The organism is Sphaerisporangium sp. TRM90804 (assembly GCF_029846175.1).
GTDB lineage: Bacteria > Actinomycetota > Actinomycetes > Streptosporangiales > Streptosporangiaceae > Sphaerisporangium.
Window position 1 is genome coordinate 41252 of the sequence record NZ_JARWAC010000017.1, and the last position, 24420, is coordinate 65671.

General features: G+C 72.0%; 18 protein-coding genes and 1 pseudogene. 12 read left to right on the forward strand and 7 right to left on the reverse strand.

Annotated features, from left to right (window positions below):
• Positions 1-123: 123 nt before the first annotated feature.
• From PYR91_RS22225 to PYR91_RS22240, 4 genes and pseudogenes are all read right to left on the reverse strand, one after another.
• Positions 124-969, reverse strand: a pseudogene (locus tag PYR91_RS22225) (2Fe-2S iron-sulfur cluster-binding protein); the annotation flags it as partial.
• Positions 966-3059, reverse strand: a complete 2094-nt coding sequence (locus tag PYR91_RS22230; protein ID WP_279782414.1) for an NAD(P)H-dependent oxidoreductase subunit E — start codon at positions 3057-3059, stop codon at positions 966-968. The gene PYR91_RS22230 and the pseudogene PYR91_RS22225, both read right to left, overlap by 4 nt.
• Before the next feature lie 6 nt (positions 3060-3065).
• A complete protein-coding gene (locus PYR91_RS22235) occupies positions 3066-4994 on the reverse strand; it encodes a molybdopterin-dependent oxidoreductase (RefSeq protein ID WP_279782415.1) in 1929 nt (642 codons plus the stop codon).
• Positions 4995-5041: 47 nt separating this feature from the next.
• Entirely contained in the window at positions 5042-6031 is a 990-nt protein-coding gene (locus tag PYR91_RS22240; protein ID WP_279782416.1) for a 2-dehydropantoate 2-reductase, read from the reverse strand.
• A 255-nt stretch (positions 6032-6286) separates the two neighbouring features.
• Here PYR91_RS22240 and PYR91_RS22245 point away from each other — a divergent pair, with 255 nt between their 5' ends.
• The 6 genes from PYR91_RS22245 (at position 6287) to PYR91_RS22270 (ending at position 14464) form a co-directional block, all read left to right on the forward strand.
• Positions 6287-7987: a thiamine pyrophosphate-binding protein gene (locus PYR91_RS22245; RefSeq protein ID WP_279782417.1), complete on the forward strand. Its 1701-nt coding sequence runs from the start codon at positions 6287-6289 to the stop codon at positions 7985-7987.
• Positions 7988-7998: 11 nt separating this feature from the next.
• Positions 7999-9225 (forward strand): formyl-CoA transferase, encoded by a 1227-nt coding sequence (gene frc / locus PYR91_RS22250; protein WP_279782419.1) that lies wholly within the window; start codon positions 7999-8001, stop codon positions 9223-9225.
• On the forward strand, positions 9225-11360 hold the full coding sequence (locus tag PYR91_RS22255) for an acetate--CoA ligase family protein (RefSeq protein ID WP_279782420.1): 2136 nt from the start codon (positions 9225-9227) through the stop codon (positions 11358-11360). The genes frc and PYR91_RS22255 overlap by 1 nt, the downstream gene beginning before the upstream one ends.
• Positions 11361-11526: 166 nt before the next feature.
• Positions 11527-12930, forward strand: a complete 1404-nt coding sequence (locus PYR91_RS22260; RefSeq protein WP_279782421.1) for an Nramp family divalent metal transporter — start codon at positions 11527-11529, stop codon at positions 12928-12930.
• On the forward strand, positions 12930-13466 hold the full coding sequence (locus tag PYR91_RS22265) for a hypothetical protein (RefSeq protein WP_279782422.1): 537 nt from the start codon (positions 12930-12932) through the stop codon (positions 13464-13466). Before PYR91_RS22260 ends, PYR91_RS22265 begins: the two co-directional genes overlap by 1 nt.
• Positions 13466-14464 carry a TerC family protein gene (locus tag PYR91_RS22270; protein ID WP_279782423.1) on the forward strand — a complete coding sequence of 333 codons (999 nt, stop codon included), beginning with the start codon at positions 13466-13468 and terminating at the stop codon, positions 14462-14464. The genes PYR91_RS22265 and PYR91_RS22270 overlap by 1 nt, the downstream gene beginning before the upstream one ends.
• 54 nt (positions 14465-14518) lie before the next feature.
• Here the strand turns inward: PYR91_RS22270 and PYR91_RS22275 are convergent, their stop codons facing one another.
• From PYR91_RS22275 to PYR91_RS22285, 3 genes are all read right to left on the reverse strand, one after another.
• The gene (locus PYR91_RS22275; RefSeq protein WP_279782425.1) at positions 14519-14689 is read right to left on the reverse strand and encodes a hypothetical protein; all 171 of its coding nucleotides are present in this window, start codon (positions 14687-14689) and stop codon (positions 14519-14521) included.
• Between the two features lie 231 nt (positions 14690-14920).
• On the reverse strand, positions 14921-15664 hold the full coding sequence (locus PYR91_RS22280) for a GntR family transcriptional regulator (RefSeq protein WP_279782426.1): 744 nt from the start codon (positions 15662-15664) through the stop codon (positions 14921-14923).
• Between the two features lie 119 nt (positions 15665-15783).
• Complete coding sequence (locus PYR91_RS22285) at positions 15784-16986, reverse strand: MFS transporter (protein ID WP_279782427.1); 1203 nt, start codon at positions 16984-16986, stop codon at positions 15784-15786.
• A 190-nt stretch (positions 16987-17176) separates the two neighbouring features.
• Here PYR91_RS22285 and sucC point away from each other — a divergent pair, with 190 nt between their 5' ends.
• The 6 genes from sucC (at position 17177) to PYR91_RS22315 (ending at position 24362) form a co-directional block, all read left to right on the forward strand.
• Positions 17177-18340 carry an ADP-forming succinate--CoA ligase subunit beta gene (gene sucC / locus PYR91_RS22290; protein ID WP_279782428.1) on the forward strand — a complete coding sequence of 388 codons (1164 nt, stop codon included), beginning with the start codon at positions 17177-17179 and terminating at the stop codon, positions 18338-18340.
• Between the two features lie 112 nt (positions 18341-18452).
• The gene (gene sucD / locus PYR91_RS22295; RefSeq protein ID WP_279782430.1) at positions 18453-19349 is read left to right on the forward strand and encodes a succinate--CoA ligase subunit alpha; all 897 of its coding nucleotides are present in this window, start codon (positions 18453-18455) and stop codon (positions 19347-19349) included.
• Positions 19346-20161 (forward strand): TIM barrel protein, encoded by an 816-nt coding sequence (locus tag PYR91_RS22300; RefSeq protein WP_279782432.1) that lies wholly within the window; start codon positions 19346-19348, stop codon positions 20159-20161. Before sucD ends, PYR91_RS22300 begins: the two co-directional genes overlap by 4 nt.
• Positions 20162-20216: 55 nt before the next feature.
• Complete coding sequence (locus PYR91_RS22305) at positions 20217-21089, forward strand: 2-hydroxy-3-oxopropionate reductase (RefSeq protein WP_279782433.1); 873 nt, start codon at positions 20217-20219, stop codon at positions 21087-21089.
• Positions 21086-22810 carry a glyoxylate carboligase gene (gcl, locus tag PYR91_RS22310; RefSeq protein WP_279782434.1) on the forward strand — a complete coding sequence of 575 codons (1725 nt, stop codon included), beginning with the start codon at positions 21086-21088 and terminating at the stop codon, positions 22808-22810. The genes PYR91_RS22305 and gcl overlap by 4 nt, the downstream gene beginning before the upstream one ends.
• A gap of 10 nt (positions 22811-22820) precedes the next feature.
• The gene (locus tag PYR91_RS22315) at positions 22821-24362 is read left to right on the forward strand and encodes an aldehyde dehydrogenase family protein (protein WP_279782435.1); all 1542 of its coding nucleotides are present in this window, start codon (positions 22821-22823) and stop codon (positions 24360-24362) included.
• The last annotated feature ends 58 nt before the right edge of the window (positions 24363-24420 follow it).

The following is a 24420-nucleotide window of genomic DNA, read 5'->3' on the forward strand; positions in this document are numbered from 1 at the left end:
GCCCGGGGCGGCCGGGATGGTGGCGGTGACGCCCGAGGACGGCCCGGAGCCGGAGGAGGCGGCCGGGACCGAGGGTGAGCCGGCGGCCGAGCCGGCCCCGGCGGGTTCGGGCAGGGCCACGTTCTGGACGTGCTGGTAGCCGAAGCGGCCCTTGATGCACAGGTTCCCGTGCGTCACCGGGTTGTCGTGCGGGGAGCCGACCTTGACGATCCGGTTGTCCTGCACGTGCAGGGTCAGGTTGCAGCCGACCCCGCAGTAGCTGCAGATCGTGGTCGTCTGGGTCTGCCGCAACTCGTCCCAGGAGCCCGCGGCGCGCATGTCGTACTCGGTCTTGAACGACAGCGCCCCGGTGGGGCACACCTCGACGCAGTTGCCGCAGTAGACGCACGCCGAGTCGGTCAGCGGGGCGTCGAACTCGGTGGAGATCACCGAGTCGAACCCGCGGCCCGCCACGGCGATGGCGAAGCTGTTCTGCCACTGCTCGCCGCAGGCGTCCACGCACTTGTAGCACAGGATGCACTTGTCGTAGTCGCGCACGTAGAGGTCGTTGTCCACCTTCACCGGCTGGTCGACGCGGGCCGCGTCCTCGCCGAAGCGGCCGGGGCGGGCGTCGTACTCCTCCAGCCACGCGGCGGCGCCCGGGGTGGTGGACAGGTCGACCGACGAGGCGAGCAGCTCCAGCACGACCTTGCGGCTGTGCCGGGCCCGCTCGGTGGCGGTGCCGACGACCATGCCGGCCTCCGCCTTGCGCGAGCAGGCCGGGACGAGCGTCCGCGAGCCCTCGACCTCCACCACGCACACCCGGCAGGCGTTCTTGGGGGTGAGCGTGTCGCCGTAGCACAGGGTGGGGATGTCCTGGCCGGCGCCGCCGCAGGCGTCCAGGATGGTGGCCCCCTCGGGCACCCGGACGGGCTCGCCGTCCACGGTCAGCTCGATCAGGCGCCGGGGCGGTGACAGGGGAACGGTCATGGCGTCTCCTGGGTGAGGGTGCCGGCGGCCGGGAAGACGCTCAGGCGGTCGATGGCCGACTCGACCGCGTTCCACGCGGTCTGGCCGAGCCCGCAGATCGACGCGTCGCGCATGGCCTGGCCCACCTCGCGCAGCAGCACGAGGTCGTCGGCCCGGGGCCTGGTCGACAGACGGTGCAGCGCCTCCTCCTGGCGCACGGTGCCGACCCGGCAGGGCACGCACTGGCCGCAGGACTCGTCGCGGAAGAACTCGGCGATGCGCAGCAGGATGCGGGCCATGTCGACGCCGTCGTCCAGGACGAGCACGACGCCCGAGCCGAGGGTCGTGCCGGCCGCGCGGGTGCCCTCGAAGGTGAGCGGGACGTCCAGCTCGTCGGGGCGGACGAACGCCCCGGCGGCGCCGCCGAGCAGCACGGCGCGCAGGTTCCCCGGGACGCCGCCGGCCAGCGTGAGCAGCTCGCGCAGCGTCGCGCCGAACGGCACCTCGTACACGCCGGGCGCGGCCACGTTGCCCGAGACGCAGAACAGCTTGGTGCCGGTGGACACCTCCGTGCCCACCTGTGCGTAGGCGGCGCCGCCGTGCAGCAGGATGGGCGGCACGTTGACCAGCGTCTCGACGTTGTTCACCAGCGTCGGCTTGCCGAACAGCCCCTTCTCGACCGGGTAGGGGGGCTTGCTGCGCGGCTCGCCCCGGTAGCCCTCGATCGAGTTGAAGATCGCCGTCTCCTCGCCGCAGATGTACGCGCCGGCGCCCCTGCGGATCTCGATGTCGAAGGCGAGCCCCTGGCCGAGGATGTCCTCGCCGAGCAGCCCCCGCGCGCGGGCGGTGGCGATCGCGTTCTCCAGCAGCCCGATGGCGCGCGGGTACTCGCCGCGGATGTACAGGTAGCCGTGGGTGCAGCCGGTGGCGTAGGCCGCGATGGTCATGGCCTCGATGACCGCGTACGGGTCGCCCTCCATGAGCACCCGGTCCTTGAAGGTGCCCGGCTCGCTCTCGTCGGCGTTGCACACCAGGTAGTGCGGGCGGTCGGGCTGGCCGGCGACCGCCGCCCACTTGCGCCCGGCCGGGAACGCCGCGCCGCCGCGGCCGACCAGGCCGGCCTCGGTGACCTCCTGGATGACGCCGAGCGGGCCGAGCTGGAAGGCGCGGCGCAGCGCGGAGTAGCCGCCGGTGGCCCGGTAGTCGTCCAGGCTCTCGGGGTCGACCGCGCCCACCCGCCGCAGCAGGACGAGGGACGGGTCGCCCGCCTGGGGCACGGCGGCCCGGACGGGGGGCTCGGGCAGCTCGGCCAGGCCGTCGTTGCCGCGCTCGCCGAGCGCGGGCCCGTGTGCGCCGGCGCCGAAGACCGGGCCGTGCGCCTCGCGGACGCCGTCGGGCGTGCGGACGCCGTTGGCGGTGCGCAGCTCGCTGGTCGTGTCGGCCTGGAGCGTGCCGCCGGGGCCCGCGTCCCTGGTCGAGGCGCTGGGCATCGGGGGCAGCGGCGGGGCGGGCGCGAGCGGGCCGCCGGCCGCCGGGGACGCCGGCGGGGGGGCCGGCGAGACGGGGGAGGCGGGGTCGAGCTCGGCTTCGTCCGCCCGCACCGGCGCGTAGACGACGGCACGGGGATGCTCCCCGGCCTCCAGCGCGACGGCGGCCGGGGCCCGCTCGCACAGGCCCAGGCACGGGCTCGGCGACCAGGACGCCCCGGGCGGGCCGAGCCGCTCCTGGACGCGGCGCCGCACGTCCTCGGCGCCGTTGGCGTGGCAGGCCAGGTCGGTGCAGACGTGCAGCACCCGCGTGGGGCGGGGCTTGAGGGAGAACAGCGCGTAGAAGCCGGCCACGCCGTACGCCTCGGCGGGCGGGATCGTGAGGCGGCGGCAGATGTAGTCGAGCGCACCCTCGCTGATCCACCCGACGCGGTCGTTGACGGCGTGCAGGGCCGGGAGCAGCAGGTCGCGCTGCTCCCGGGCCTGGTGGCCGCCGGCGGCGAACCGCAGGTCCTCGTCGGTGCGCTGCCCGCCGGCCCAGGAGGAGGGCGGGGGGCCGAGCAGCGCGTCGACGGCGGCGCGCTCCTCGGCCAGGGGTTCGGCGTCGCGGAACCTCAGGTCCACGGCGGGTCACCCGGCCTTCGCGGCGACGAGCTTGTCCACACGCACGGCCGCCGCCTTGAACTCGGCGGTGCCGGCGATGGGGCAGGTGGCCTCGATGGTGAGGGAGTTGGTGTCCACCTCGTCGGGGAAGTGCATGCTCATGAACACCAGCCCCGGCCGCAGCCCGGGGTCGACGTGCACGGGGGCGACGACCGAGCCGCGCCGGGAGCTGATCCGCACCTCCTCGCCCTGGGCGAGGCCGAGCCGGGCGGCGTCCTCGGGGGACAGCTCGATGTGCTCGCCCCTGCGCAGCGGCGAGGAGAAGCCGGACGACTGGACGCCGGTGTTGTAGGAGTCCAGCGTGCGGCCGGTGGTGAGGCGCAGCGGGTACTCCTCGTCCAGCAGGTCGACCGGCGGGGAGTGGCGCAGGAGGGCGAACGGCGCGGGGGCGCCGCGCCGGGCGGGGTCGGTCTCCCAGAGCCTGCCGTGCAGGTAGGGCGGTTCGAGGTCGTCCTCGGACGGGCACGGCCACTGGATGCCCTGCAGGTCGGTCAGGCGCTGGTAGCTCATGCCGGTGTGGGCGGGGGAGAGCAGGCGCACCTCCTCCCACACCTCCTCGGAGCTGGTGTAGTCCCAGTCGTGGCCGAGCCGGCGGGCCAGCTCGCACATGATCCAGATGTCGTCGCGGGCCTCGCCGGGCGGGGTGATCGCGGCCCGGACGCGCTGCACGCGGCGCTCGCTGTTGGTGAAGGTGCCCTCGGCCTCGCACCAGGCGGCGCTGGCGGGCAGCACGACGTCGGCCATCTGGGCGGTCTTGGTGAGGAAGATGTCCTGCACGACCAGGTGGTCGAGCATGCTGAGCCGCTTGACGCAGTGCAGGGAGTCGGCCTCGGACTGCACGGGGTTCTCGCCGATGAGGTAGCAGGTGGTGACCTTGCCCTCGCCCATGGCCTCCAGCATGTCGGTGAGGTTGAGGCCGTACCTGGGCTGGATCGGCGCCTGCCAGGCCTGTTCGAACTTGGCGCGGATCGCGGGGTCGAGGATGTCCTGGAAGCCGGGCAGGCGGTTGGGGATAGCTCCCATGTCGCCGCCGCCCTGCACGTTGTTCTGCCCGCGCAGCGGCGACAGCCCGGAGCCGTACCTGCCGACGTGCCCGGTGAGCAGCGACAGGTTGATCAGCGCCCGGACGTTGTCGGTGGCGTTGTGGTGCTCGGTGATGCCGAGCGTCCAGCAGAGCTGGGCCCGGTCGGCGCGGGCGTAGGCGTGGGCCATCTCCCTGATCGCCTCGGCCGGGACGCCGGTGACCTGCTCGGCGGCCGTGAGCGTCCACGGCTCGACCGAGGCCTTGAACTCCTCGAAGCCCACGGTGGCGCGCTCGATGAAGGCGGTGTTGTGCAGCCCGGCGTCGATGATCTCGCGCGCGACCGCGTGGGCCAGTGGGATGTCGGTGCCTACGTTGAGCCCCAGCCAGCGGTCGGCCCACTGGGCGGTGCCGGTGCGGCGCGGGTCGACGGCGAACATGCGCGCGCCCTTGCGGATGCCCTTGAGCACGTGGTGGAAGAAGATCGGGTGGGCGTTGCGCGCCGCCGACCCCCACATGACGATGACGTCGGTGTCCTCGACCTCCTGGTAGGAGGAGGTGCCGCCGCCGCTGCCGAAGGCGGCGGCCAGGCCCGCGACGCTCGGCGCGTGGCAGGTGCGGTTGCAGGAGTCGACGTTGTTGGTGCCGACCACGACCCGGGAGAACTTCTGGGCGACGTAGTTCATCTCGTTGGTCGAGCGGGCGCACGACAGCATCGCGAACGCGTCGGGACCGTGCCGGCCGATGTTGCGGCGAAATCCCTCGGCGGCCCGTTCCAGGGCCTCGTCCCAGGTGGCCCGCCGCAGCACACCGTTCTCGCGTACAAGCGGATGGGTCAACCGGTCGTAGTGCTGCTCGACTCGGTTCTTCGTCATATCCAGCCTTTCACACGAATTCTGTATGCAGTCTACGGTATGTGTTATTAGCCGGCGGGAACAAGGCCGAGGCGCGTCTGCTCGTCCAGCAGGTCGGTCACCGCGTGGATCGACCGCAGCGTGGGCACGTCCGTCCCGGTGAGGCCGGCCAGCTCGACGACGGCCGCGAGCAGCACGTCCAGCTCCAGCGGCTTGCCCTTCTCCAGGTCCTGGAGGGTGGAGGTCTTGTGCTCGCCGGCCTTCTCGGCGCCGGCCATCCGGCGCTCGATGGAGATCCGGGGCTCGCATCCGACCCGGCGGGCCACCTCCACGGTCTCGCGCATCATCTCGACGACGAGGGCCCGCGCGCGTTCGTGGCGGCAGATGCCCGCCATCGTCGCGCGGGCGAGTGCGCTGATGGGGTTGAAGGCGATGTTGCCCATCAGCTTGATCCAGATGTCGTGCCGCAGGTCGGCCTCGACGGGGCACTTGAGGCCGCCCTGGGCCATGGCCTCGCCGAAGGCGGTGCAGCGGGCGGAGATCGAGCCGTCGGGCTCCCCGATCGAGAACCGGGTGCCCTCCAGGTGGCGGACCACCCCGGGGGCCTCCAGCTCGGTGGCGGCGTAGACGACGCAGCCGATGGCGCGCTCCAGGGGCAGGGCCGCGGTGACGCTGCCGCCGGGGTCGACGCTCTCGATGCGGTATCCCTCGTAGGGGCCGGGCAGGCGGTGGAAGTACCACCAGGGGATGCCGTTCTGGGCGGCGATCACCGCGGTGGTCTCGTGCAGCAGGGGACGGATCATCGGCCCCGCCGCGGCGTACGAGTTGGCCTTGAGGCCGAGGAACACGTAGTCCACCGGCCCGACACTGCCGGGGTCGTCGGTGGCGTGAGGGTGACCGGTGAAGTCCCCTCGGGGGCTCAGCACGCGCACACCGGACTGACGCATCGCGGCGAGGTGCTCCCCGCGGGCGATGAGATGCACCTCGACGCCGGCCCTGTACAGGGCGGCGCCCACATACGCGCCGATGGCGCCGGCGCCAAGAACAGCGACCTTCACGAAGCAGCTCCGTTCTCGCGTCGACAGTGCATTCGGTATACAGTATGGAAAAATTACGGTCAAGAAGGCCGGCCTCGGTCTTCGCGCGGCACGGGGGAGAAGGCCGCCCCTGGCGCGCATCGCGGGAGATGTTCGCGGTGCCTGCGTGAAACATCGGCGTAACTGGGGTCTGGACAAGGGGCGACGGCAACGATAAGCATGGGTTTCATACGGTATGCAGTATGGAGAAGACACTTTTTGAAGGGACGACGCCAGATGGCCGAATCACCGTCTCAGCCCGCTGAATCGCCGGAGACCATTTCGGGCGGCCACCTCGTGGCCAAGGCCCTGAAGGCGGAGGGCGTGGATGTGATCTTCACCCTCTGCGGCGGCCACATCATCGACATCTACGACGGATGCGTCGACGAGGGCATCGACGTCATCGACGTACGGCACGAACAGGTGGCCGCGCACGCCGCCGACGGCTACGCGCGGATCACCGGCAAGCCCGGATGCGCCGTGGTGACGGCGGGCCCGGGAACCACCGACGCGGTCACGGGCGTGGCCAACGCGTTCAGGGCCGAGAGCCCCATGCTGCTCATCGGCGGCCAGGGAGCCCTGAGCCAGCACAAGATGGGCTCGCTGCAGGACCTGCCGCACGTCGACATGATGACGCCGATCACCAAGTTCGCGGCCACGGTGCCCTCCACCGAGCGGGTGGCCGACATCGTGTCCATGGCCTTCCGCGAGTGCTACCACGGCGCGCCGGGGCCGTCCTTCCTGGAGATCCCGCGCGACGTCCTGGACGCCCGGGTGCCGCTCGCCAAGGCCCGCATCCCCGAGGCGGGACGCTACCGCGCCTCCACGCGCCAGGCCGGCGACCCGGAGGCGATCGAGCGCCTGGGCGACCTGATCGCCCACTCGGAGAAGCCGTGCATCCTGCTCGGCAGCCAGGTCTGGACCTGCAGGGCCACCGACGACGCGATCGACTTCGTCCGCGCGCTCAACGTGCCCGCCTACATGAACGGCTCCGGGCGCGGCACGCTCGCCCCCGGCGACCCGCACCACTACCAGCTCTCGCGCCGGTACGCGTTCTCCAACGCCGACCTGATCATCATCGTCGGCACGCCGTTCGACTTCCGCATGGGCTACGGCAAGCGGCTCTCGCAGGACGCGACCGTGGTGCAGATCGACCTGGACTACCGCACCGTCGGCAAGAACCGCGACATCGACCTCGGCATCGTCGGCGACGCGGGCCTGGTGCTGGCCGCGGCCGCCGCCGCGGCGACCGGCCGGGAGGACAACGGCTTCGCCAAGCGCAAGCGGTGGATGGAGGAGCTGCGCGAGGTCGAGACCAAGGCGTACGAGAAGCGCCTGCCCCGCCAGCTCTCGCAGTCCCAGCCGATCGACCCCTACCGCCTGGTGCACGAGATCAACGAGTTCCTCACCGAGGACACCATCTACATCGGCGACGGCGGCGACATCGTCACCTTCTCCGGCCAGGTGGTGCAGCCCAAGTCGCCCGGCCACTGGATGGACCCCGGGCCGCTCGGCACGCTCGGCGTCGGCGTCGCGTTCGCGATGGCGGCCAAGAACGCCCGCAGGGACAAGGAGGTCCTCTGTCTGTTCGGCGACGGCGCCTTCAGCCTCACCGGCTGGGACTTCGAGACCATGGTGCGGTTCGACCTGCCGTTCATCGGGGTCATCGGCAACAACTCCTCGATGAACCAGATCCGCTACGGCCAGGCCGCCAAGTACGGCCAGGACCGGGGACGGATCGGCAACACCCTGGGCGACGTCAGGTACGACGAGTTCGCCCGCCTGCTGGGCGGCCACGGCGAAGAGGTGCGCGACCCCGCCGGCATCCGGCCCGCCCTGGAGCGCGCCCGCGAGTCCGGGAAACCCGCGTTGATCAACGTCTGGATAGATCCGGACGTCTACGCGCCCGGGACCATGAACCAGACCATGTACAAGTAGGGGTTCCCGCGATGAGCAGAGCACTCGACGGTGTCCGCGTCCTCGACATGACCCACGTGCAGTCCGGCCCTTCCTGCACGCAGATCCTCGGCTGGCTCGGCGCCGACGTCGTGAAGCTGGAGTCCCCCACCGGCGACATCACCCGCCAGCAGCTCCGCGACCTGCCCGATGTCGACAGCCTGTACTTCACGATGCTGAACGCCAACAAGCGCAGCATCACCCTCAACATGAAGAGCACCGAGGGCAAGGAGATCTTCACCGAGCTGGTGCGCCGCTCCGACGTGCTGGTGGAGAACTTCGGCCCCGGCGCGGTCGACCGCATGGGCTTCACCTGGGAGCGCCTGCGGGAGATCAACCCCCGGCTGGTCTACGCCTCGATCAAGGGCTTCGGCCCCGGCAGGTACGCCGACTACAAGGCCTACGAGGTGGTCGCCCAGGCGATGGGCGGCTCCATGACCACCACCGGCTTCGAGGACGGCCCGCCGCTGGCGACCGGCGCGCAGATCGGCGACTCCGGCACCGGCATCCACACCGTCGCCGGCATCCTGGCCGCGCTCTACCAGCGCCACGAGACCGGGCAGGGCCAGCGGGTGCAGGTGGCCATGCAGCACGCCGTGCTGAACCTGTGCCGCGTCAAGCTCCGCGACCAGCAGCGGCTGGCGCACGGCCCGCTGGCGGAGTACCCCAACCGGACCTTCGGCGACGAGGTGCCGCGCTCGGGCAACGCCTCGGGCGGCGGGCAGCCCGGCTGGGCGGTCAAGTGCGCCCCCGGCGGCCCCAACGACTACATCTACGTGATCGTGCAGCCCCCCGGCTGGGCGCCGCTGGCCCGCGTCATCGGCCGTCCCGAGCTGGCCGAGGACCCCGAGTGGGCCACGCCGGCGGCCCGCCTGCCCAAGCTGGACAAGATGTTCCAGCTCATCGAGGAGTGGACGAGCCTGCACGGCAAGTGGGCGGTGCTCGACGCGCTCAACGCGCAGAACATCCCCTGCGGGCCGATCCTGTCGACCAAGGAGCTGATCGAGGACCAGACGCTCCGCGACCAGGGCATGATCGTCGACGTCGACCACCCCGAGCGCGGCAGCTTCGTGACCGTCGGCAGCCCCATCCAGATGTCGGACTCCCCGGTGACGATCACCACGCCGCCCCTGCTGGGCGAGCACAACGAGGAAATCTACTCAGACCTCGGGTTCTCCGCCGACAGGCTGGCGGACCTGCGGCGGAACGGAGTGATCTGATGGCATCCGGTGGCGACGGCGTACGCGAGGTGCTGGAGAAGGCGCGTGCGGAGGGCCGCACGGCGCTGACTGCGCCGGAGGGCAGGAAAGTCTGCGAGGCGTACGGCATCGCGACCCCCGGCGAGGGCCTGGCCGCCTCCGCCGACGAGGCGGTGCGGCTCGCCGAGGAGATCGGCTTCCCGGTGGTGCTGAAGATCGTGTCCCCCGACATCCTGCACAAGACCGAGGCAGGGGGCGTCGTCGTCGGGCCGCGCACGGCGCAGGACGTGCGCGCCGCCTACGAGCAGATCATGACCTCGGCCCGGGCGTACGACGCCGAGGCGTCCATCGACGGCGTCCAGGTGCAGAAGATGGTCGGCGGCGGCCACGAGGTGATCATCGGCGCGGTGACCGACCCCACCTTCGGCAAGGTGGTGGCCTTCGGGCTCGGCGGCGTGCTGGTGGAGGTGCTGAAGGACGTCACCTTCCGCCTGGCGCCCCTGACCGGCGAGGAGGCGCTGGGCATGCTGGACGACGTGCGCTCGGCCGAGCTGCTGCGCGGCGTGCGCGGCGCCGAGGGCGTGCACCGCGAGGCGCTCGCCGGCATGATCGAACGGGTCGGCGCGCTGGTGTCGGACTTCCCGGAGATCGCCGAGATCGACCTCAACCCGGTGTTCGCCGACGCGTCCGGGGCGACCGCCGCCGACGTGCGCATCCTGCTCGACCTGGACCCGGCGCCGCCCAGGCGGCGGATCCCGCCAGAGGAGATCCTCTCCTCGATGAACCGCGTCTTCAAGCCGCGCGCGGTCGCGGTGATCGGCGCCTCGGCCGAGACCGGCAAGATCGGCAACTCGGTCATGCGCAACCTCATCGACGGCGGCTACCGGGGGCGGGTGTTCCCGATCAACCCCAAGGCCACCGAGATCATGGGGCTGCCCGCCTACCCCTCGATCAGCGCGGTGCCCTACGACGTCGACGTCGCGGTGTTCGCCATCCCGGCCAAGTTCGTGGCCGCGGCGCTGGAGGAGGTCGGCGCGGCGGGCGTCGCGGGGGCCGTCATGATCCCGTCGGGCTTCGCCGAGACCGGCAACGTGGCGGGCCAGGACGAGATCCTGGAGATCGCCCGCAGGCACGGAGTCCGCATCCTCGGACCCAACATCTACGGCTACTACTACACGCCGGAGAACCTCTGCGCGACCTTCTGCACGCCGTACGACGTGAAGGGCAGCGTGGCGCTGACCTCCCAGAGCGGCGGCATCGGCATGGCCATCCTGGGGTTCAGCCGCACCACCAAGATGGGCGTCTCGGCGATCGTCGGCGTCGGCAACAAGGCCGACATCGACGAGGACGACCTGCTCACCTTCTTCGAGCAGGACGACAACACCCGCTGCGTCGCCATGCACATGGAGGACCTCAAGGACGGCCGCGGCTTCGTCGAGGTGGCCAGGCGCGTGAGCCGGACCAAGCCGGTGATCGTGCTGAAGGCCGGGCGCACCGCCATGGGCGCCCGGGCCGCGGGCTCGCACACCGGGGCGCTGGCCGGCGACGACAAGGTGTACGACGACATCCTGCGCCAGGCGGGCGTCGTGCGCGCCCCCGGGCTGAACGACATGCTGGAGTACGCCCGCTCACTGCCCATGATGCCCACCCCCAAGGGCGAGAACGTGGTCATCATCACCGGGGCCGGCGGCTCGGGCGTCCTGCTCTCCGACGCCTGCGTCGACAACGGCCTGTCGCTCATGGAGATCCCCCCCGACCTGGACGAGGCGTTCCGCGCCTTCATCCCGCCCTTCGGGGCGGCGGGCAACCCGATCGACATCACCGGCGGCGAGCCGCCGAGCACCTACGCCAACACCGTCAGGCTGGGCCTGACGGACGAGCGCATCCACGCGCTGGTCCTCGGCTACTGGCACACCATCGTGACCCCCCCGATGGTGTTCGCCGAGCTGATCGCCCGCGTGGTGGCCGAGGAGCGGGCCAAGGGCAACGACAAGCCCGTGGTCGCGTCGCTGGCCGGTGACACCGAGGTCGAGGACGCCTGCGACTACCTGTTCGAGCACGGGGTGGTGGCTTACCCGTACACGACGGAGAAGCCGGTGGCCGTGCTCGGCGCCAAGTACCGCTGGGCCAGAGCGGCGGGCCTTCTCCAGGGCTGACGGCCGCCGTCCGCGCGAGTGAGGGGGCGTTCGCGGCAGCACAACCGGATTCACCCACTCCCCAGGAGGTTTGCAGGTGGAGAGTTCAAGACAGCCGGCGACACCGACCGGCGTCGCCGTCCCGACGACCGACGAGCAAGTCTGGAAAGCCGGAAAACTGGAGCCGATGCCGATCCGGCGGCTTCCGGACGCGCCGCCCTCGGTGCACATCCTCGGCCCGACCGTGTTCCTCGTCGCGCTCGGCGTGGGCATGGGCGAGTCGTACATGTGGCCTCGCCTCGTGCTGCTGTTCGGGCCGGAGATCCGCTGGCTGTTCCTGATCGGCGTCACCCTGCAGGCCGTGGTGATGCTGGAGATGGCCAGGTACGCCATGGCGACCGGGGAGAGCATCTTCTTCGGCGCCGCGCGGGTCTTCAAGCCCCTCATGTGGTTCTTCTTCGTGGCGGCGATCCTGGTCTACATCTGGCCGGGACACCTGTCGGCGGGCGCGGCGGCCTTCGAGAAGATCACCGGAATACCGTGGGTGATCACGGCCTGTACGGGCCTGGTCCTGGTGGGCATCGTGTTCAGCCTGGCCAAGGTGATCTACAGCCTGCTGGAGAACGTGCTGTCCATCCTCATCGGCACGCTCGTGATCGGCACGGCCGTCGTCGCCGCCATGGTCGGAAGCTGGGCCGACCTGTCCAGCACGATCAGCGGCATGTTCGCCTTCGGCTACCTGCCCTCGGAGGCCCTGTCGCCGACGTGGTTCCCGGTGATCGTCGGCTCCATCGCCTTCGCCGGCCCCTCGGGCATGCAGCAGATGTGGTACACGCTGCACCTGCGCGACTCCGGCGCCGGCATGGGCGCGCACATCCCGAAGATCAGGGGCCTGCGGCACGCCGGCGACGAGGAGGACATGCCCGCGCGCGGGTTCATGTTCGACACCTCCGACGCCGAGGAGATGCGCAAGTGGAAGGGCTGGCGGCGGTGGGTGACCTTCGACGCGTTCCTGCTCTTCTGGGGCATCACGATGCTGGTGACGGTCTCGTTCACCGTGCTCGCCCAGGCGGCGGCCCGCAACAGCCCCGACGTCCGGGATCTGATCCTCGCCGGTGACCGCGAGGCCTCGCTCAACGCGATGTCCGAATCCTTCGCGTCGGCCGGCAGCGCCGTGCTCGGCGGGGTGTTCCTCGGCTTCATCGCGCTCATCGGCCTCAACGCGACGCTCGGCCTGTTCGACTCCTTCTCCCGGGGCCAGGCGGACATGAGCTACCACTTCGTCCGCGGCGCCAAGAAGTTCGGGATGTCCAAGCTGTACGCGGGCTTCCTGTGGGGCGTCATCGTCTTCGGCATCCTGATCCTGCTGTTCGGGCCCGCGGACGGCCCGGCGGCGATCCTCGACACCCTGGCGTTCCTGTCGACGTTCGCGATGGGCGCCTACTGCGTCACCCTGCTGCTGGTCAACAACCGCATGCTGCCCAAACCCATCCGCCCGAAGATCTGGACCAATCTGATCATCGGGTTCGGGGCCGTCTTCTACCTCGGGATGCTGCTGTACAGCCTCCTGGCCTATGGCGTGGTGCTGTGATGCGAGGCGTGCGCGGGCAGGCGGAGGTCGCCCTCCCCGGGCTGCTGGTCGGCGTCGTCGCGGGAGCGATGGCGGGCGGGCTGACGCTCGCGGCGGGGCAGCCGGCCCGGTGGGCGGCGATCTCCGCGCTCACCCTGGCCGTCCCGCTGGGCCTGCTCGGCCTGGGCTACGGCCTGCTGCTGGCCAGGGGGGTGTTCCAGCCGGGGCTGTTCGCCCCGGCCGGGCTCTACTGGCTCGCCGGCTTCCCGGTCGCCCGGCTCGTGCAGGAGACGGCGACGAGCACGCTGATCTTCGGCAGCGCGTCGCTGCGGGAGGACGTGCTCGGCTTCGTCGCCTACCAGGCCATCGTCAGCCTGGGCTTCGCCATCGGGTTCGTCTGGACCCATGAGCGGGTGGCCCCGTACTGGTTCGTGCGCGCGGCCCGCCACAACCCCCTGGCCGCACAGGTGCTCGACCGTTATGTCGCACACGCCGAGGTTCTGTCGCGCTCGCGCCGGCGGCGGCGGACGCTCAGGCAGGGAGAGAGAGGAGCCTGATGAACCTGCCCACCTGGGTCTGGCTGGTGACCGTCGGAGCGTTCGCGCTCATGCTCGGACTGGACTTCTACCTCGTCGCCCGCAACCCCCGGCGTCCCGGATTCCGCGAGTGCGTGCGCTGGGTGAGCTTCTACGTCGCGCTGGCGGCGGCCTTCGGCATCGGCGTGCTGGTGCTGGCCGGGCCCAAGTACGGCGGTGAGTTCTTCGCCGGATGGATCACCGAGTACTCGCTCAGCGTCGACAACCTGTTCGTCTTCCTGATCATCATGAGCCGCTTCCAGGTGCCGGACCGGTACCGCCAGAAGGTGCTCATGACCGGCATCGTGCTGGCGATCCTGATGAGAGGCGTGTTCATCGCCGTGGGAGCCGAGGCGGTGTCGCGCTTCGACTGGCTGTTCTACATCTTCGGCGCCTTCCTCGTGTACACCGCGTGGAAGTTCGTCACCGAGAAGGAGGAGGAAGCCGACTTCTCGGAGAACCTGGCCCTTCGCACGGTGCGGCGGATCCTGCCGTCGACGAAGGAGTACCACGGTGCGTCGATGACGGTGCGGGTCGCCGGCCGCCGGCTGGTGACCCCCATGCTGATCGTGATGGTGGCGATCGGCACCTCCGACCTGCTGTTCGCCGTGGACTCCATTCCGGCCATCTTCGGCCTGACCAAGGAGCCCTACATCGTCTTCACGGCGAACGTCTTCGCCCTGATGGGGCTTCGCCAGCTCTTCTTCCTGGTGGGAGGGCTGCTGGACCGTCTCGTCTACCTCAACAAGGGCCTGGCGCTGGTTTTGGCCTTCATCGGCGTGAAGCTGGTGCTGGAGGCCCTGAACCACGACGGGTTCACGTGGGCGCCCACGGTGCCCATCGTGGTCTCACTCGGGATCATTATTGGAACGCTGGCGATCACCACCGTGATCAGCCTGCTGAAGTCGCGCGGCGACCGCGGGAAGGACGCGGCGGACGCCGATGCCGACAGGGACGAGGTGCCCGCGGAGAACCGGTGATCCCGGCGGTGGCCGCGGGCGGGAGGCTGATGTTCCAGGGCCTCCCGTCCGCGGTCAGCGGGAGACGTCGACCTTGCGGTCGGCGGACCAGTTGCCCACGAAGTGCTCGACGCCTTCGGCCGAGACCTGCTCACGCTGGGCGAGGGCCAGGCCGAGGCCGAAGACCCGTCCGTCGGCCCGATAGCCGGCGGGCTCGTCGAGCAGCGCCTTGAGGAACGCCTTCATCGCAATGCTCCTTCTTGATGGGGGTTTCTACGGCCGGGAGGGGAACCCGGCCGGTCTTCCGCTACGGCCGCCGAGACGGCCGTGACCGTGGGGGCCGGGCGAACTCGGCCGTGACCAGGGGAGGCGCCGGCCTCCTTCGTCGTCTCGGAGGATTACGCCGGCGCCTTCGCGCCTGTGCTCGATTGTTCGTCGGGGGTGTTTCCGCGGGAGGGAGCGGCCGTGAACTCGGTGTCAATTCGCGGCGGCGGAGCGCGGCCTGCGGCGCCTGGTCGGCTGGGGGACCGACTCGACCGGCTCGGCCGCCCGCTGCTCCAGGTAGGAACGGCGGGTGTGCTCGGTGTGGTCGCGCATGATCTGGGCGGCGCGGTCCTCGTCGCGGGCGGCGATCGCCTCGATCAGGGCCTTGTGCTCCTCCCACGACGCGTGGCCGCGCCTGCGGGCGACCGGCGTGTGGTACCACCGGACGCGCCGGGACACCTGGGCGGCGAGCTCGGCCAGCACCTTGTTGCCGGAGAGCGCGGTCACCAGGGCGTGCAGTTCGGAGTTGGCGGCGACGGCCCCGTCGACGTCGTCGGCCTCCACGGCGGCGTGACCCTCGTCGCACAGCGCACGCAACCGCTTGACGCCTTCGTCGTCGCGGTGCCGGGCCGCCAGGCGGGCCGACTCGGTCTCCAGGAGGGCGCGTACGGCGAGGAGCTGGTCGGCCTCCTCCACGGTCGGGGCGTGCACGAACGCGCCCTGCCCGGGGTAGAGGTCGACCCAGCCCTCGCCGCTGAGGAGTTGGAGCGCCTCCCTGATCGGCTGGCGCGACACCCCGAGGAGTTCGGCGAGCTCGCTCTCGGCCAGGTGCTGGCCGGGACGCAGGTGACCGGTGACGATCAGCTCCAGGAGCGCCTCGAACACGCTCTCCCGCAGGGGCACCGGCCGTGCGATCTTGGGGGCCGCCCCCTGACTTGCCAGTTCCGATCGCAGCATGCTCTTTCAACTCCATATAGAGACGACAGGATTACTGTACTGGTCCCGCTGCCCCCAGTGTTTGTGGTCGACTGCCTACAGCATACAGTCTGTCGTCTGGGTCATCGCGGTGAGGTTGATCACACGGGCAGGGTGACCGGACGCCCCGGCACGCGCAGGGCGTGGCTCACGGCGGCCGACAGCAGGGCGAGCAGGGCCATGACCAGGAAGGATCCCGCATGGCTCGATGCCGTCATGGCCGCTATGGCCAGCCCCACCCCTAGGACCCCGGCCACGGCCTTGGTGCTGTAGACCACGCCGTGGATCTCGCTGGTGCGCTCCTCGCCGAAGTACTCGCGGACGAGGCCCGCGATGAGCGGGTAGAACGCGCCGCCGCCCAGGCCGGCCACGGCGCCGGCCGCCACCAGCAGGCCGGGCGAGCGCGTGGACGCGCCGGCGGCCAGCAGGAGCTGTCCCACGGCCAGCAGGGCCAGTGTGGTGCTGAGCACCCGGCGGCGGCCGAAGACCTCCGAGGCGAGCATCGCGCACGCGCGCCCGGCGCCGTTCAGCACGACCAGCAGGGCCAGGGCCGCCCAGGGCGCGGTGCCGCCGAGGGTGGCCAGAGCCACGACGTCGAAGACGGAGACCGCTCCGGCGCAGACCAGGATGGCGGCCATCCCCGCGAGCGCGCCCGTGCGCAGCGCCTGGCCGGTGGAGAACTGCCGCACGGCGGGCGGCGTCCTGCGCAGGATCAGCCGGTCGAGGGCGTGCGTCCGTGGGTCGATCCGCGCGGGCCACCAGTGCGCGGGAGGCAGGCGGACGAACCCGGCGGCCGTGCCGACGACCGCCAGGGCCACCACCGCGGCGACCGCGAACGCCGGCTGGAGCAGGCCGGGGGACAGGCCCGCGACCACCGCGAGCGGCGCGGCGCCGTAGGCGAACGCGCCGGTCACGAAGCTCACCCGGGTGCCGGGGCGCTCGGGGTACCAGCGCGCCACCGCCTCGGCGCACACGCCGTACACCAGGCCGGCGCCCACCCCGCCGAGCACGGCGTAGCCGGCCAGCAGGACGGCCGGGTGGGCGCTGACGGCGAGGGTCAGCAGCGCGGCGCCGCTCAGCGCCGCGCCCGTCCACAGCGCCGCGCGGACGCTGAGCCGCCCGCGTCGGACGAGGCCGACGGCGGGGATGGAGGCGAGCCCTTGGCAGACGATCCACAGGGCCAGCGGGGCCAGTGTGGCGAGCGGGGTGCCGCCGTGCACGCCCATGAGCGCCGGTGCCGCCGCCGCGTAGCCGTACTGCAGCGGCGCGATGGCGACCATGGCGGCCCAGGGCAGCCAGAACATCCACGACCTGGGGCGACCGGTCAGATCGCGGGCGCTCTGGCCGACGAGGTAAGCGCGTCCTCGCCAGTCCCGGACAAGCGGTGAATTCTCCATACTGTATGAGATATACCGCCATACACCATGCTGTCGACCCCTAGACGGCCCACACTCCATACGGTATACCGTCTACAAGAACCGCAAAGGAGCGTCGATGGACCTGTACGAGTACCAGGCGAAGGAGCTCTTCGCGCGGCACGGGGTCCCCGTCCCGCGGGGGCGGGTCGCGTCCACCCCCGAGGAGGCGCGGTCGATAGCGGAGGAACTGCGCGCGCCCGTGGTCGTCAAGGCGCAGGTGAAGACCGGCGGGCGTGGCAAGGCGGGCGGCATCCGCCCGGCGCCCGGCCCGTCGTCCACGGAGGCCGAGGCGCGGCACGTGATCGGCATGGACATCAAACGACACATCGCCCGGACCGTCCTGGTCGAGCAGGCCACGGTCCCGTTCGAGGAGTACTACGCCGCCTACCTCGTCGACCGCGCCGACCGGACGTTCCTGGCCATGGTGTCGGCGCGCGGCGGCATGGACATCGAAGAGGTCGCGGCCACCGACCCCGGCGCGCTGGTGCGCATGCCGATCGACCCGGTCCGCGGGGTCGACCGGGAGATCGCCCTGGAGCTGGCCGCGCGCGCCGCCCTGCCCGAGGACGTCCGCGAGGCCGTCGCCGGCGTCCTGGTGCGCCTGTGGCAGGTCATGGTCGAGGAGGACGCCCTGCTCGTCGAGGTCAACCCGCTGGCGTGCACCGCGGACGGCCGGGTGCTGGCGCTCGACGGCAAGGTCACCCTCGACGCCGGCGCGGGCTTCCGGCACGACCACGAGGCGCTGGCCGACCCCGCCGAAGGTGAGGGGCTGGAGGCCGTGGCCAGGGCCAGGAAGCTCAACTACGTGAAGCTGGACGGCGAGGTCGGCGTCATCGGCAACGGCGCCGGCCTGGTGATGAGCACGCTCGACGTCGTGGCGTACGCCGGCCGCGGCTTCGGCGGGGTGCGCCCGGCCAACTTCCTCGACATCGGGGGAGGGGCCTCGGCCCAGGTGATGGCCGACGCGCTCGACACCGTGCTCGCCGACCCCGGCGTGCGCTCGGTGCTGGTCAACGTGTTCGGCGGCATCACCGCCTGCGACGCGGTGGCCGACGGCGTGGTCGCCGCCCTGCGGATGCTGGGGGAGCGGGGCCTGTCCCGCCCGGTGGTGGTCCGGCTGGACGGCAACAACGCCGAGGCCGGCCGCGCCATCCTCGCCGCCGCCCGGCACCCCCGGGTGCGCGTGGTCACGACCATGGACGACGCCGCCGAGCTCGCGGCCCGGCTGGCCGCGGCGTGAGCGCGCCGCGCGACGCCCTCCCGCTCGTGCCGCGCGGCCCGGACCGCGCGGCGCACGACGACGACCTGGCACACGACGGAGGCCGGGCCGGCCGCCGAGAGGAGCAGCGACGATGGCCGTCTTCCTGACCAAGGACAGCAAGGTGCTGGTCCAGGGCATGACCGGCGCCGAGGGCGCGCGGCACACCGCCCGGATGCTCGCCGCGGGCACCGACGTCGTGGCGGGGGTGACCCCCGGCAAGGGCGGCAGGACGGTCGACTTCGGTGAGCGCCGGCTCCCCGTCTTCGACTCGGTGGCCGCCGCCGTGACCCAGACCGGCGCGGACGTGTCGGTGGTGTTCGTGCCGCCGAGGTTCGCCCGGGCCGCGGTCGAGGAGGCCGTCGACGCCGCCGTCGGGCTGTGCGTGGTGATCACCGAGGGCGTGCCCGTCCACGACACGCTGCGGTTCTGGGCCCGCGCCCAGGCCGCCGGGACCACCCGCCTCATCGGCCCCAACTGCCCGGGCCTGATCAGCCCCGGACAGTCCAGCGCGGGGATCATCCCGGCCGACATCACCTCGGCGGGACCCATCGGCCTGGTGAGCAAGTCGGGCACTTTGACGTACCAGTTGATGTACGAGCTGCGTGACGTCGGGTTCTCCACGGCGGTGGGCATCGGCGGCGACCCGGTGATCGGCACGACGCACATCGACGCGCTGGAGGCGTTCCAGAACGACCCGGACACCGAGGCGATCGTGATGATCGGCGAGATCGGCGGGGACGCCGAGGAGCGCGCGGCGGCCTACATCGACAAGCACGTCACCAAGCCCGTGGTCGGGTACGTCGCCGGGTTCACCGCCCCGGAGGGCAGGACCATGGGGCACGCCGGCGCGATCGTGTCCGGCTCGACCGGCACCGCGCGCGCCAAGAAGGACGCGCTGGAGAAGGCCGGGGTGCGGGTGGGGCAGACCCCGAGCGAGACCGCCCGCCTCATGCGCGAACTGCTCGCCGGCCGCGCGGGCACGGTGTGACCGCCCAGGCGGCCGGCCGGCCGCGGTTCGACGTCAACCTGTCCATCCTGTTCACCGAGCTGCCGCTGCTGGAACGCCCCGCCGCCGCGGCCGGGGCCGGGTTCGACGCCGTCGAGCTGTGGTGGCCCTTCGACCGCCCCGACCCGCCCGAGCCCGAGCTGGACGCGCTGCGCCGGTCCATCCAGGACGCGGGCGTCCGCCTGGTCGCGCTGAACTTCGACGCCGGCGACATGGCCGCCGGCGACCGCGGCCTGCTGTCGCGCCCCGAGGGCGCGTCGCGGTTCCTCGCCAACGTCGACGTCGCGGCCGGCCTGGCCGGGTCGCTCGGCTGCCGGGTGCTGAACGCGCTCTACGGCAACCGCGGGGCCGGCCTGACCGGCGCGGCCCAGCGCGAGCTGGCCCTGTCCAACCTTGAGCGCGCCGCCGCCGCGGCCCGGACCGTCGGCGCCACGGTCGTCGTCGAGGCGCTCAACTCCCACGAGAACCCCGGTTACCCCATCACCTCCTCCGCCGCCGCGTTCGAGCTGATCGAACAGTCCGGGGCGGAGAACGTGGCCTTCCTGGCCGACCTGTACCACCTGCACCGCATGGGCGAGGACGTGCTCGCGCTGGCCGGCGCGCACGCCGAACGGTTCGGCCACGTGCAGATCGCCGACGACCCCGGCCGGGGACGGCCCGGAACCGGCTCCATGCCCTACCACCGGATCCTCGACCGCCTGTGGGCGGCCGGCTACCGAGGCCACGTCGGCCTGGAGTACCGGCCCGCCGGCCCGAGCGCCGAGAGCTTCACCTGGCTGAAGGAGTTTTCATGACCGACGCAGCGCGGGCGCAGGCGCGCCCCGGCCACGCGGGAGGGGAGTGAGCGCGATGACCGACGTGACGTTCATCGGGCTGGGGATCATGGGCGCCCCCATGGCGGCCAACCTGATCCGCGCGGGCTACCGCGTCACCGCCTACGACGTGGACACGGCGAGGGTCGAGCGGGTCGTCGAGCTCGGGGGCGCCGCGGCGGCCTCGGTGCCCGGCGCCGTCGCGGGGGCCGAGGTCGTGATCACCATGCTGCCCGACTCCCCGCAGGTGGAGGAGGTGGCCTTCGGGGACGACGGGCTGCTGAACCACGGCGCGGCCGGCATGTTCCACCTGGACATGAGCACGATCAAGCCCGAGACCGCGTGCCGGGTCGCGCAGGCGGCCACGATCAAGGGCATCAGGCCGCTGGACGCGCCGGTGAGCGGCGGCGAGCGCGGCGCGGCCGACGGCACGCTGTCGATCATGGTGGGCGGCCACCCCGACGACTTCGAGGCGATCCGCCCGCTGCTCGCCGTGCTCGGCACGACGGTCCGCCACGTCGGGCCGTCCGGGTCCGGGCAGATCGTCAAGGCCGCCAACCAGCTCGTGGTCGGCGGCATCTACGGCCTGGTCGCCGAGGCCATCGTCCTGCTGGAGGCCTCCGGGGTGGACCCCGAGGGCGGGCTGGACGTGCTGGCCGGCGGGCTGGCGGGGTCGCGCGTCCTCGAACTGCGCCGCCACTCGATGATCAAGCGGGAGTTCGTCCCGGGTTTCCGCGTCGACCTGCACCACAAGGACATGGGCATCGCGGTCGCCGCCGCCCGGCGCGCCGGCGTCTCCCTTCCCCTCACCGGCATGGTCGCCGAGCTGATGGCGGCGGCCAAGGCGCAGGGACACGGGTCCCTCGACCACTCCGCGCTGCTGAAGGTGATCGAAAGGATCAACGGATGAAGCGGATCCCCTGCATGGAGGCGGCCGTCGCCGTCATGGAGTCCGAGGGCGTCGACACCGTCTTCGGCATCCCGGGCGCGGCGATCCTGCCGCTGTACGCCGCCATGCGCACCAGCTCGATCCGGCACATCACCGTGCGGCACGAGGAGGGCGGCACCCACGCCGCCGACGGATGGGCCCGGGTCACCGGCAACGTCGGCGTCTCCATCGGCACCTCGGGCCCGGCCGGCACCAACATGATCACCGGGCTGTACACCGCCATGGCCGACTCCGTCCCCATCGTGTGCCTCACCGGGCAGGCCGCGCGGAACAAGCTGCACCAGGAGTCCTTCCAGGCGGTCGACATCGTGGAGATCGCCAAGCCGGTCACCAAGTGGGCCGTCCAGCTCAAGGAGCCCGCGCAGGCGCCCTGGGTGTTCCGCGAGGCGTTCCGCGTCGCCCGCTCCGGACGCCCCGGGCCGGTGCTCATCGACCTGCCCATCGACGTGCAGCGCGGCACCTGCCTGTACGACCCGGAGCTGGACGAGCCGTTCCCCGTGGACGTGCCCGAGCCGACGGCCGGGTCCGTGCGGGCGGCCGTCGACCTGCTGGCCGGCGCCCGGCGCCCGATCATCCTGGCCGGCGGCGGCGTCGTCATCGCGGACGCCGCGGCCGAGCTGCGGGCGCTGGCCGAGCACATGCGGATCCCCGTGCAGGTCACGCTCATGGGCAAGGGCGCCTTCCCCGAGGACCACCCCCTGTTCGCCGGCATGGCCGGCATCCAGACCCAGACGCGGTGGGGCAACGCCGCGTTCCTGGAGAGCGACCTGGTGCTCGCGGTCGGCGCGCGGTTCGGCGACCGGCACACCGGCGACCTGGAGACCTACCGGCGCGGGCGCAGGTTCGTCCACGTCGACATCGAGCCCACCCAGATCGGGCGGGTCTTCGAGCCCGAGCTCGGCGTGGTCGGGCACGCCCGGCCCGTGCTCGCCGCGATGACCGAGGAGGCGCGCCGCCGCACCGGGCGGCGTGAGCCGGGCGACTGGACCCGTCGCGTCGGGGAGCTGCGCGGCACGCTGCCCCGGCGCGACGACTTCGACGACGTGCCGATCAAGCCGCCCCGGGTGTTCAGGGAGATCAACGACTTCTTCCCCCGGGACACCACGTTCGTCACCGCCATCGGGCTCTACCAGATCTGGTCGGGCCAGTTCCAGAAGACCTTCCTGCCCCGGCGCTACCTGGTCTGCGGCCAGGCCGGCCCGCTCGGCTGGGAGGTGCCGGCGGCGATCGGCGTCAAGTGCGCCCACCCGGAACGGCAGGTCGTCGCCGTCGTCGGCGACTACTCCTTCCAGTTCCTGATGGAGGAGATCGCGGTGGCCGCCCAGTACCGCATCCCGTTCGTCATCGTCATGGTGAACAACGAGTACCTGGGGCTGATCCGGCAGGCCGAGATCCCCTACGACATGAACTACGCGGTCGACCTGCACTACGGCGAGGGCGGCATCGACCACGTCAAGCTCATGGAGGCCTTCGGCTGCCCCGCCAGGAAGGTGGAGCTGCCCGGCGACATCCGCGGCGCCCTGGAGTGGGCCACCGCCGAGTCCGAGCGCCAGAGGCTTCCCGTGCTGGTCGAGGTCATGGTCGAACGGGAGGCCAACGCCGCGATGGGGCCCTCCCTCGACGCGATCAAGGAGTTCGAGCCGGTGCCCGAGCCGGCTCTCGCCATCGACTGGTCCGACTGAGGAGGCACGAATGCCGCTCGCGCTCAAACCGGCCACGGCCTGGTCCGACGCCTACGACCGGTGCCTGGCCGCCGCGCCGGAGGCCTTCCACGACGACCGCGTGCTCAACCGGTGGGGAGGGTCCTGGCGCCGGGACGGCCGCCCGGCGCCCGACTTCTCCCCGGTGGACGGCACCGTCCTGGCCGGTCCGCCACGGCTCGACCGGTCCGCCGCCTTCCGGGCGGTGCGGGCGAGCGTCGACGAGCACCGGCAGTGGCGGCACGTGCCGCTGCCGGAGCGCGCGGCGCGCGTCACGGCGGCGCTGGACGTGATGGCCGCCCACCGCGACCTGCTGGCGCTGCTGCTGGTGTGGGAGATCGGCAAGCCGTGGAAGACGGCGTGCGCCGACGTCGACCGGTGCGTCGAGGGGGTCCGCTGGTACGTGACCGAGATCGACGGCATGCTGGAGGGCCGCGTCCCGCTGCGCGGCCCGGTGAGCAACATCGCGAGCTGGAACTACCCGATGAGCGTGCTCATGCACGCCATGCTGGTGCAGGCCCTGGCCGGCAACGCCGTCATCGCCAAGGCACCCACCGACGGCGGGCTGTCGTGCCTCACCCTGGCCTGCGCGCTGGCCGCCCACGAGGGCCTGCCGATCACGCTGGTGAGCGGCGGGGGCGGGGAGTTGTCGCCCGCCCTGGTGCGCGGGCCCGACATCGGCTGCGTGTCCTTCGTGGGCGGGCGCGGGGCCGGGTCGCAGGTGGTGACGGCGCTTCAGGGCCTCGACCGCAGGCACGTGCTGGAACAGGAAGGGCTCAACTGCTGGGGCGTGTGGGAGTACGGCGGCTGGGAGCTGCTGTCGTCGCAGCTGCGCAAGACCTTCGACTACGGCAAGCAGCGGTGCACCGCCTACCCCCGGTTCGTGGTGCAGCGCACGCTCTTCCACGAGTTCCTGGACGCCTACCTGTCCGCGGTGCGCTCGGTGCGCTTCGGCCACCCGCTGGCGGTGGAGGACCCCGGCGACCCGCTGCCCGAGCTGGACTTCGGGCCGCTGATCAACAAGTCGAAGGCCAAGGAGCTGGCCGACCAGGTGGACGAGGCCGTCACGCGGGGAGGCGTCCCGCTGTACCGCGGGTCCCTGGACGACGGGGCGTTCATCCCCGGCCAGGACACCTCCGCCTACCTGGCGCCCGTCGCGCTGCTCACCCCGCCCGGCTCCTCGCCGCTGTTCCACGCCGAGCCGTTCGGCCCGGTGGACACGGTCGTGCTGGTCGACACCGAGGCCGAGTTCCTGGCCGCCATGAACGCCAGCAACGGCGCCCTGGTGGCGACGATCTCCTGTGACGAGGAGGAGACCGCGCGGCGGCTGGCCTCGGAGGTGCGCGCCTTCAAGGTCGGCGTCAACAGGCCGCGCTCGCGCGGCGACCGCGAGGAGTTGTTCGGCGGTCTCGGGGCGTCGTGGCACGGCGCCTTCGTGGGCGGCGAGCTGCTCGTGCGGGCGGTCACCCTCGGGCCCGAGGGGGAGCGGCTCCCGGGCAACTTCCCCGGCTACACGCTGCTGCCGCCCCGGTAGCGGGCCCCGCCCCCCGGGCCCCGGCGCGGGGTCGCCCGGGGGGCGGGAGGCGCGAGAG

Bases quoted from the DNA above. Each gene is read 5' to 3' on its own strand.
- PYR91_RS22245 (WP_279782417.1), top strand. From the start codon at position 6,287: ATGGCCGAATCACCGTCTCAGCCCGCTGAATCGCCGGAGACCATTTCG.
- PYR91_RS22305 (WP_279782433.1), top strand. From the start codon at position 20,217: ATGACCGACGTGACGTTCATCGGGCTGGGGATCATGGGCGCCCCCATG.
- PYR91_RS22270 (WP_279782423.1), top strand. From the start codon at position 13,466: ATGAACCTGCCCACCTGGGTCTGGCTGGTGACCGTCGGAGCGTTCGCG.
- PYR91_RS22280 (WP_279782426.1), bottom strand. From the start codon at position 15,664: ATGCTGCGATCGGAACTGGCAAGTCAGGGGGCGGCCCCCAAGATCGCA.
- gcl (WP_279782434.1), top strand. From the start codon at position 21,086: ATGAAGCGGATCCCCTGCATGGAGGCGGCCGTCGCCGTCATGGAGTCC.
- PYR91_RS22235 (WP_279782415.1), bottom strand. From the start codon at position 4,994: ATGACGAAGAACCGAGTCGAGCAGCACTACGACCGGTTGACCCATCCG.
- PYR91_RS22255 (WP_279782420.1), top strand. From the start codon at position 9,225: ATGGCATCCGGTGGCGACGGCGTACGCGAGGTGCTGGAGAAGGCGCGT.
- sucC (WP_279782428.1), top strand. From the start codon at position 17,177: ATGGACCTGTACGAGTACCAGGCGAAGGAGCTCTTCGCGCGGCACGGG.
- sucD (WP_279782430.1), top strand. From the start codon at position 18,453: ATGGCCGTCTTCCTGACCAAGGACAGCAAGGTGCTGGTCCAGGGCATG.
- PYR91_RS22315 (WP_279782435.1), top strand. From the start codon at position 22,821: ATGCCGCTCGCGCTCAAACCGGCCACGGCCTGGTCCGACGCCTACGAC.
- PYR91_RS22260 (WP_279782421.1), top strand. From the start codon at position 11,527: ATGCCGATCCGGCGGCTTCCGGACGCGCCGCCCTCGGTGCACATCCTC.
- PYR91_RS22265 (WP_279782422.1), top strand. From the start codon at position 12,930: ATGCGAGGCGTGCGCGGGCAGGCGGAGGTCGCCCTCCCCGGGCTGCTG.
- frc (WP_279782419.1), top strand. From the start codon at position 7,999: ATGAGCAGAGCACTCGACGGTGTCCGCGTCCTCGACATGACCCACGTG.
- PYR91_RS22285 (WP_279782427.1), bottom strand. From the start codon at position 16,986: ATGTTCTGGCTGCCCTGGGCCGCCATGGTCGCCATCGCGCCGCTGCAG.
- PYR91_RS22275 (WP_279782425.1), bottom strand. From the start codon at position 14,689: ATGAAGGCGTTCCTCAAGGCGCTGCTCGACGAGCCCGCCGGCTATCGG.